The following is a 9,984-nucleotide window of genomic DNA, read 5'->3' as shown; positions in this document are numbered from 1 at the left end:
CTCTCACATCCATTCACGGTTTGAGACACATACTGATTCTGGGTACCTGCTGAGGTAGTCGAAGGCATTGGTGCCGTTGCAGAACCTGTGCCCGTTGTTGCAGCCGTATACCATTTCAATGCAGTACCATTAGCAGTAAGTGCAGAAGCGGTTGCTCCCTGACAATACGTTACAGGAGAAGTCACTGTCGGCGCAGCAGGGATTGCATTAACGTTTAAAACAATCATTGCCCTACTACTCTCACACCCATTCACGGTTTGCGATACATACTGATTCTGGGTACCTGCTGAGGTAGTCAAAGGGATTGGTGCGGTTGAAGAACCTGTGCCCGTTGTTAGAGCTGGATACCATTTCAATGACGCACCATTAGCTGTAAGTGCACCTGCAGTTGCGCCCTGACAATACGTTACAGGAGAAGTTACTGTTGGAGCTGCAGGCAATGCGTTTACTGTTACTGCAATCAGTGTTCTACTACTTTCACACCCATTCACGGTTTGCGACACATAATAGTTTGTTGTCCCTGCAGATGTTGTTGAAGGCATTGGTGCCGTTGAAGAACCAGTTCCCGTTGTTAGAGCAGGATACCATTTCAATAACGCACCATTCGCGGTAAGTGCAGATGTCGTTGCTCCCTGACAATAGGTAACAGGAGAAGTTACTGTTGGTGCAGCAGGCAATGCGTTTACGGTTACTGCAATCAGTGTTCTACTACTCTCACATCCATTCACGGTTTGAGATACATAATAGTTTGTTGTCCCTGCAGATGTTGTTGAAGGCATTGGTGCGGTTGAAGAACCTGTCCCTGTTGTGGCAGCCGTATACCATTTCAATGAAGTACCATTAGCGGTAAGTGCAGATGCCGTTGCTCCCTGACAATACATTACAGGAGAAGTCACTGTTGGCGCAGCAGGCGGAACACAGCCTGTTACATGTTCTGCAAACTGTACATAGTTCAGGTTTACATTATCTGTTGCTCCGATAGTCACACGCATTACCTGCAGTCCAGCTTTTAACGGAATATTGGGTATTGTCACTGTTTGCCAGATTTGCCAGCCTGCAGTATTTGGAATGGCGATGTTGCCTGCATTAGGAAGTGTTATGCCATCTATTGAAACTGCAATGGTTCTTCCGGTACCGTTACAGGCCACCCTCAGGGACATATCATAACTGGCAGCTTTCTGCACATTCACTGTGTATTCGAGCCATTCTCCTGAAGTGGCATAACCAATATCATAGCCTCCTCCAGCATCTGTGCAGATTTGAATGTCTACATCTTCATCCGTTCGGAAGGAAGCACCACCCGTGTTTCCTGCTGTTATGTCATTGTACGCATAGCCATTTCCGCCTAGATCATAATTTTCCAGCTGAATAGTTCCAGGTATAAGGCTTGCTGTTCCATTGTAAGGACCTTGCGGAACACTTCCTTCTCCCCATGCATAATGTACCCTGTCCAAACCAGATTGATTGTTAAGGGTGAGTGTGATATTGGCACCAGAACCTGTTTTTGTGGTGAGGCTGTACCAATCATTGTCCCGAAGTCCCGGCCAGCAGAAACTTCCCATATTCCAATCATGCAGTTGACCGGTCATGCCACGTAGATAGGCTACGAAGTTGTTTTCGTTCATAGTGCTGTTGTAATCCTGAACACCATAGTTAATGCCATTTTTGGATCCGGGTTTCATGGGAGCGCCAAATTCTGTCATAATTGTTCTGTTCGCATATGCTCCTACAAATCCTTTTAAATGATTTCTCCATTGTTGCTCAGTAGTAAATGATGCGAAAAAGGAATAGTCATGTACGGCAAGTAAACAATTGCTGAACCTCGGATCGGATCCCACGTCTGGTACATTCATGGCCAGCCCTGTTCCATCCAGCACAATATGGTTTTGTGGAACACCAGGATAATTCTTCAGCCAGGTATCATACAAATTCAACAGCTCCGTTTTAGTATAATTGCTGGGTTCATTAAATACCTCAAAATAACAATTAGGATTGCTTCCATATTTGGCTACTACCTTTGTCCACATAGCCCAAAAGGCTGTAATATTAACAGGATCGGCACCGCTGCTTTGAGACCAATAGCATATAATCACCTTTCCTTTGGTAAGCGCTACATCGATTGCTCCGGTATACGTATTCCAGTAGTTCGAAACAGTAGCTTCGTTAATCGGTAATCGTACACTGTTTGAACCAAGTTTTGAAACAAATTGTCCCACTACCCTTTCTGCCACTATTGAGGCAGAACTATAGGTATCTGTTGAGGATAAACCAGAAACATAGATGACACCCGTCTGAAAGTTATCTCTGGAATCTGCCCAGTTAACGCCCTTAAATTGATTGGTTGAAACCTGAGCAAGGATATTCCTGCTTAAGCCTGCCAGAATGAGAAGTATGAATATCTTTATGTATGAATTTATTTTTTTCATGCGTTTCAGGTAAATTAAAATATAACAAAAAACCATCTTTACCTTTTGCTCAAATAGATAGAAAAAGAGCGGTGTACAAAAGGAAGCCTGGTAACTATATCATATACCCAGCCATTATTCATATCTATTCTTTAATAATCTGTTCGCTCGGGCTAGAGGGTAAGTGTTTTTTTTTCATTCCAACTTTTTAAATCTTATAGGCTACGTATTCAGCTAAAAAAGTCATCATTAAAATGAAGAGCATTATTTTTGAAGTGCAATAATTAGTCAAGGGTACTATTAGACAAAGAAAAAAATGCTGTGATATAAGCTATAGGTGTCGAGGATCATACTTTTTTAGCCGTTGTTGATGTTTCTTCTCACGCATATATATAAACGGGTGAAAGTATCGCAGGGGCACCAACAACCTACTGCTCCACCCCGCCTTTGTTGGTCTGTGGCACACAGAACACCATAGGCAGGATCCATATTCTATTTCGTTCTTTACGGTTTTTCTCTATTGATTCTTTACTATAGTTCGAACGTAACTTTCGTTTTCATATATAACCACAACAATATAAATACCACTTTTCAATTCCTTCCCTATACTGATGGTTTCATTGATATCAAATTCGGTAGACTCATAAACGATCTCGCCTTGCATATTCATTACTTTTAACATCGCAGAACCTGCATTCTTTTTGTAATGAAAATCAATGCGTGTTTCATCAACAAATGGATTGGGAGCAACAGTAACATGTGTGTACTTTGTCATAGATGAAGTATTAGTGGTTATCGTAAAAACTGTAACAGGAATAGAACGAACAGAACTTCCAAAGGCATTGGCCGCAGTAACACCAAGCACTCCGCTGTTAGCTCCNGGAGGAAATGCAACCGTAATTGTATTGCTTCCTTGTCCGCTTAGAATCAGTGCACCCTGTGGCACAACCCAATTATAATTCGTCTTTGGAATTGCGGACACAGAAAATATGTAGGTGCTTGCTCCTTCTGTTACATCAACAGGACCAGCTATATCAAGAATGGTTGGTGCAGGTCCCGACCAAACATTTTTTTGCGATGTCGCCGAACCATATGCATTGGTTTCTATAACCGAAATTATTCCAGTAACGGCATTGCTACCAAAAACCACCTGAATGCTATTTGAATTTTGTCCGCTTTGAATGGTGGCACCATTGGGTATCGTCCAGCTATAAGAAGAACCTACATGTGCTGGTATCGAAAAAGTTACTGATGATCCAACCCCTATGCTATCCGGACCACTAATGATCTGCGTAACGGGAGCATTACCAACAACAATGAATAGATCNCTTGAACTAACCGGACAAGAGCCATTGCTGATTGTCCATCTGAAGGCATTACTTCCCGAACTCAATCCGTTAACCTGAGCAGCTGGATTATGAATATCTGAGATCGTTCCGGTTCCGCTGATTCGTGACCACGTACCTACACCGGTTACAGGAGTGTTAGCAACAAGAGTTGTAGATGAAGATGTNATATTTTGATTTGCCCCTACGCTTGCGGCGCTTGGCTTTGCATCTACGGTTACTGCAATCAGTGTCCGGCTGCTCTCACATCCATTCACTGTTTGTGATACATACTGATTCTGGGTGCCTGCTGAGGTAGTCGAAGGCATTGGTGCCGTTGCAGAACCTGTGCCCGTTGTTAGAGCAGGATACCATTTCAATAACGCACCATTCGCTGTAAGTGCAGAAGCCGTTGTTCCCTGACAATACGTTACAGGAGAAGTTACTGTTGGCGCAGCAGGGATTGCATTAACGTTTAAAACAATCATTGCCCTACTAGTCTCACACCCATTCACTGTTTGCGATACATAATAGTTTGTTGTCCCTGCAGATGTTGTTGAAGGCATTGGTGCCGTTGAAGAACCTGTGCCCGTTGTTACAGCCGTATACCATTTCAATGCAGTACCATTCGCGGTAAGTACAGAAGCCGTTGCTCCCTGACAATAGGTAACAGGAGAAGTCACTATCGGAGCAGCAGGGATTGCATTAACGTTTACAACAATCATTGCCCGGCTGCTCTCACATCCATTCACTGTTTGTGATACGTACTGATTCTGGGTGCCTGCTGAGGTAGTCGAAGGGATTGGTGCGGTTGAAGAACCTGTGCCCGTTGTTAGAGCTGGATACCATTTCAATAACGCACCATTCGCTGTAAGTGCAGAAGCGGTTGCTCCCTGACAATACGTTACAGGAGAAGTCACTGTCGGCGCAGCAGGAATTGCATTAACGTTTACTGCAATCAGTGTCCGGCTGCTCTCACATCCATTCACGGTTTGAGATACATAATAGTTTGTTGTCCCTGCAGATGTTGTTGAAGGCATTGGTGCCGTTGAAGAACCTGTGCCCGTTGTTGCAGCCGGATACCATTTCAATGAAGTACCATTGGCTGTAAGTGCAGAAGCCGTTGCTCCCTGACAATACGTTACAGGAGAAGTTACTGTTGGCGCAGCAGGGATTGCATTAACCGTTACTACAATCGTTGCTCTGCTACTCTCACATCCATTCACTGTTTGTGATACATACTGATTCTGGGTGCCTGCTGAGGTAGTCGAAGGGATTGGTGCTGTAGAAGAACCTGTGCCCGCTGTTGCAGCCGTATACCATTTCAATGAAGTACCATTGGCTGTAAGTGCAGAAGCCGTTGCTCCCTGACAATAGGTAACAGGAGAAGTCACTGTCGGCGCAGCAGGCGGAACACAGCCTGTAATCAAGCTTACTGTTACTCCGGAAGATATTTTGATCTGTCCGCTGTTGTCATATGCGATTGCGGTTAACACATAACTCCCGGCTGCAGCTCCGCTCCAGGTAAACGAATACGGACTGCTGACATCACTGCCTAAGCGTGTTCCACCATTCGCATATAATTCTACTTTTGAGATACTTCCATCAGGGTCGGAAGCAGTAACATCAATGGTTATCGTGGATGCTGTTGAAAAGATGGCGTTAGTTGAAGGAGACGTAATAGAAACTAATGGTTCCAGATTGGCTGTGCTCGCTCCTTCTAAAAAAGCATCCATGGCATGTGTCGGTTTGCCGGTATTATCAAATGCTCCTTTTTGATATCCCTGCCATCCGTTATAGCACGCGGGTTCCCAATAAAATATACCGATCCCCTTTCCACCTGCAACAGATTTATTTTTTGCCATGATGTCTGCAATAAAACTGTATGCTGCATTCGCATCCGACCAGGAAATGCCTACTTCAGAAAGAACAACTTCCTTCCCATAACGATTGGCCATATCGTTCATATTCGTCAGGCATTGCGGATCGAGCGTTTGCCACGTCTGACCTGCAACGCCTTGTTCAGGATAAAGCGACATACCTATCACATCCCACTTCGCTGAATTGTTTTTCAACCCGTCGAACATCCATCGAAATAGCGCATTGTCATATCCATTGGATAGATGAACAATTACTTTCGTAGCAGGAAACACAGCTTTAACCGCATCATATCCACTGGTAATAAGCTGAGCAAAATTATTCATGCTTACAGAAGCTTTTCCATCTTCCCAAAGCATGCCATTGTTTGTTTCATTCCCAACCTGCACCCATTCCGGATACACACCTGCAGATTTCAAGCCCGTTAAAACATCGTTTGTGTGCGTAGCAACAGCTTGTTTTAATTGCGTAAAGTTATAAGATGTCCAGGCTGCTGGTTTGGTTTGCTGTCCGGGGTCTGCCCATGAATCACTGTAATGAAAATCGATCAGAATCCGGAAACCTTTGTTTTTACAGCGTACTGCCTGATTGATCACATCGGTTTTATTGCAATACCCATTCGCAGGATTCACCCAAACACGTAATCGTATTGAATTGATGTCATACGATTTTAAAATATCTAATAAGTCTTTTTGAACACCGTTCTTATCATAAAACTTTTTCCCACTTGCCTCCATCTGTGTCAACCAACCAATATCACAACCTTTGGCATACTGCGCTCTTGCTTTTGTAAGAAACAAAAGCATACATAGTATAAAAATGACCGAAATAATGAAGTATCTCTGGTTTTTCATAGCATCTTAAGTGATCGAAGTAAGTATATTGAAAATAAGCACATTATCATTACTACTTAAATTTAAGGAAAAAGTAATCCTTAAGTAGTACAATTTAAAATAAAAAAAGTAACAGTTTTAAGGTAGTTTCAAGGTACTAGTTTCTAGTTTCTAGATAAGGGAAGTAAAAAATACGGAGTAATAAGCTACAAATAGAGTCAATCGTATAGCTTCCTTTTGCAAACTTTTTTTGCTGTGGTTGGGCTATTTAAGATAACTACCAACTGCTCTATGATGTTAAATTGAGCACTGAGTAAGGTGTATAAGACGTAAAAATTTCAAGAGTAGTTCACAAATTCACCTTTTGCGATCTTTGCGAAAAAACTTTGCGCCCTTTGCGGTTTATTTTTGTTGCTAGTTACAATGTGCTAGACTAGATCGAAGTACTAAGTACTCTGTACTCAATACATCTTACTTTTTCATATACGATTGATACTCTACAATCCGCACTTTTGCATCATCCAATTGCAGTACCCCCATATCATAACAAAACTGATATTGATTGCCTTCTTTGGTATTATACAAGGACGTAAAATAATTGAAATTAAAGCCCAATTCGGTAAGTACTTCCTTTCGAACCACAGACATACCTGTAGGATTAATAGACCGTAAAATACGTCTATTCTTTCGTAGAACTTTATTGACATTTCCAATGAGTCGTTCTTCTTTAGAACGGGAATTATTATGATACGATGCCCTACACTGATCGGTACAGAATCGTTTATCAGTCCTACCCATAAATGTAGTACTGCAATGCAAACAGTTTTTCTTATCCATAGCTGCGAATAAAAATGTGTTTCAATATACGTATATATCCGTTTTATAAACGTTTACAAACGTATATAAACGTTTATAAAACGCTTAGCTCAAATCCATCTCTTAATTTCAACACATGGAACCTATACCAATTTATATTCACACATATACACTAGAAGCACAAACACTGTATCGTTTGTCGTTCAAAAAACACCCTACAGTATATCATTGGTTAAAGAAATTTCAATTTATACAAACCATTAAAACTACCGGACAATTAACCCTTCCAGCAGACGATGGCTACTTGGAATTGATTGAAATTGCTGCAAAAGGACGAATCGTATTTAACCGGGCTGGTTTGCAAAAAGAAGTGATTCGGAAAGGAGTTGTAAATCCTGGTGTACAAATCAAACGCTTTGAAATACCAAAGCTAAGCCCAGGAATTCGTATGCAGTTAAAACTTGCGGAAATAGAAAACCAGACAGTGTTTCTGCTAAGTACTGAAACCGTATTGGATGCAAAAAAATACCTCCTCCCTATTCCATTTATTCAATACAGCAAAAAACTTTGTGCCTTTTATTTTGAACGTAAAGAACCTTTGTTAAAAAAACTTCTTGAAGCTATTAAAGGAAATATCTTTGTAGCCATTCACCAACATATAACACTGCAAAGTTTGCTGTTAGAATCCATGTTCTGGTCACAAAATCACGCAGTACAACTTGCTATACCAGAAACCTATTTAAAAAGCATGAAAGCTGCTAATTACAGTAAGAATACCATTCATCATTATTACCATAGTTTTTGCCTGTTTGTATATGTTGTGCAAAGCCAGGGCAAACAATTGGCAGAAATTTCAACCACTGAAGTTAACAACATTGTATTGCAAATTTCAACAGCCAACAACTACAGTACCAGTGCCACACATATTATGATTAATGCAGTACTATATTATTATAGAACCGTTTTAAAATTACCTCAGTATAAAACAGAAATTCAACGTCCTCAAAAAGAACATACTTTACCAAAAGTTTTATCAAAAGAAGATGTTGAGAAAATAATCAATCATTGCCACAATCTCAAACATAAAACCATATTGGTAATGCTGTATAGTGCAGGCTTACGTGCAGGCGAAATTATTGATTTAAAAATAAAGGATATTGATAGTAAGCGTAAAGTAATTTTCATCCGTAAGGGTAAGGGTTTCAAAGACCGTACAGTGATGTTGTCTGATAAACTTACCGAACTGCTTAGGAAATATTATAAAGAGTACAAACCAACCACCTATTTATTTGAAGGCCAATATGGAGATCAATATTCTCAGAGTTCCATGCGAGCAGTATTAAAAGATGCAGCCAAGAGAGCTGGCTTAAAGCAATCTCCTACCCTTCATTGGTTGCGTCATTCGTTTGCAACACACTTACTGGAAGCGGGTACAGATTTGCGTTACATACAGCAATTGTTAGGACATTCAAGTTCTAAAACGACTGAGATTTACACCTATGTTAGCACGAAACATATTAGTCAGATTAAGAGTCCATTAGATGACTTGTCTATCTAAAAAACTCTCTGTATCTTATCCCGACAAATGAAATATACATGCAAGTAGGTGCGTGTATTTACTAGTTAGCTGCTATTTTAAGTAACATCACACTTATGAAATTAAATCTAATACTATTTATAGTTTTAATGTTTTTAATTATAGCATTCAATTCCTTTACAAGTAGTCAAATTGATAGACGAATTACATTAACTTCTGTTGATACAACAAAGAGTTATTTGACTCTATATGGACAGTATGTTTATAATCGAGAAAAATGTTTTAATTGTCATTCATTAAATCAAACAAAAGACCCTAAAATAATAAGCTTGGATGGATTAGCTAATAAATACCCAAAGAGTTGGCATTATTGGCATTTGGTGGATCCTACTATTGTTGTTGTAAACTCAAAAATGCCTTCATTTTCCATTCTATCATATAAGATTTTTAATAAGGATTCTATAGATAAAATCATTCATGAAATTTCTCTTGAAGAATGGGATAAAGAACTTGCAGAATCAAAATTGATTAATGCTGAATTGAATTCAAATGGTATAGAGGTAAAGGAAAATTCAGAAATTATAGCATTAATTTCATATTTAGATAATATTCAAGAAAGTGAAGAATTAAAATTAATTAGAATAAAACAGCACGAGGAAACTTTAATTCAAAATAAACTCGATGACAGCTTATGGGCACGTTCAGAATTTCTAATTAATCAATCAATAAATGAAAAACATAGTTCAAAAAAAGGACAACAGGTTTTCAGTATAAATTGCACAGCTTGTCATGGAAGACAAGGCGAAGGCGGTGTTGGTCCAAATTTAACCGATAATTATTGGTTACATGGTAGTAGTAATGAAAATATTGCGAATACAATAATAAATGGTGTGCCAGATAAGGGGATGATTGGTTGGCGATATGAACTTACTCCGAATGAAGTTGGATATCTAGTATCCTTCTTAAAATCAATTAAAGGAACTAATCCTCCAAATGCAAAAATGCCACAAGGAATAATTGAATAAACACCAGCTAACAATAAGTAGCATTTATTGTAGACTTCTTTGATAATATTAATAGCGGTGCTTTCAAGTCCGCACGAAATAATTAAATTTAAAAGGTTGTGCGGGTTCGGTGTTAAGGAAATCTTGGCGCTTTCAAGACCTACAACAAATGCAACCACAAACGTT

The 9,984-nt window shown here is 39.9% G+C and carries 5 protein-coding genes; 2 read left to right on the top strand and 3 right to left on the bottom strand.

Annotated features, from left to right (window positions below; translation table 11 throughout):
• The 3 genes from A3EE_RS21245 to A3EE_RS21705 form a co-directional block, all read right to left on the bottom strand.
• A partial coding sequence (locus A3EE_RS21245) for an Ig-like domain-containing protein (RefSeq protein WP_051081603.1) occupies positions 1 to 2,426 on the bottom strand: 2,426 nt, incomplete at its 3' end.
• A gap of 496 nt (positions 2,427 to 2,922) precedes the next feature.
• Positions 2,923 to 6,414: a glycosyl hydrolase 53 family protein gene (locus tag A3EE_RS21815; RefSeq protein WP_018342732.1), complete on the bottom strand. Its 3,492-nt coding sequence runs from the start codon at positions 6,412 to 6,414 to the stop codon at positions 2,923 to 2,925.
• A gap of 498 nt (positions 6,415 to 6,912) precedes the next feature.
• Entirely contained in the window at positions 6,913 to 7,278 is a 366-nt protein-coding gene (locus A3EE_RS21705; RefSeq protein WP_033417676.1) for a hypothetical protein, read from the bottom strand.
• 115 nt (positions 7,279 to 7,393) lie between these two features.
• Between A3EE_RS21705 and A3EE_RS22060 the strand changes: the two genes are divergently transcribed.
• Complete coding sequence (locus A3EE_RS22060; RefSeq protein ID WP_018342730.1) at positions 7,394 to 8,815, top strand: tyrosine-type recombinase/integrase; 1,422 nt, start codon at positions 7,394 to 7,396, stop codon at positions 8,813 to 8,815.
• A gap of 95 nt (positions 8,816 to 8,910) precedes the next feature.
• A complete protein-coding gene (locus tag A3EE_RS21240) occupies positions 8,911 to 9,819 on the top strand; it encodes a c-type cytochrome (RefSeq protein WP_018342729.1) in 909 nt (302 codons plus the stop codon).
• Positions 9,820 to 9,984: the final 165 nt, after the last annotated feature.

Origin of the sequence: Cytophaga aurantiaca DSM 3654, from assembly GCF_000379725.1 — a bacterium.
Lineage (GTDB): Bacteria > Bacteroidota > Bacteroidia > Cytophagales > Cytophagaceae > Cytophaga > Cytophaga aurantiaca.
Note: the sequence above shows the minus strand (reverse complement) of the source record. Positions and strands in the feature narration are given on the sequence as shown.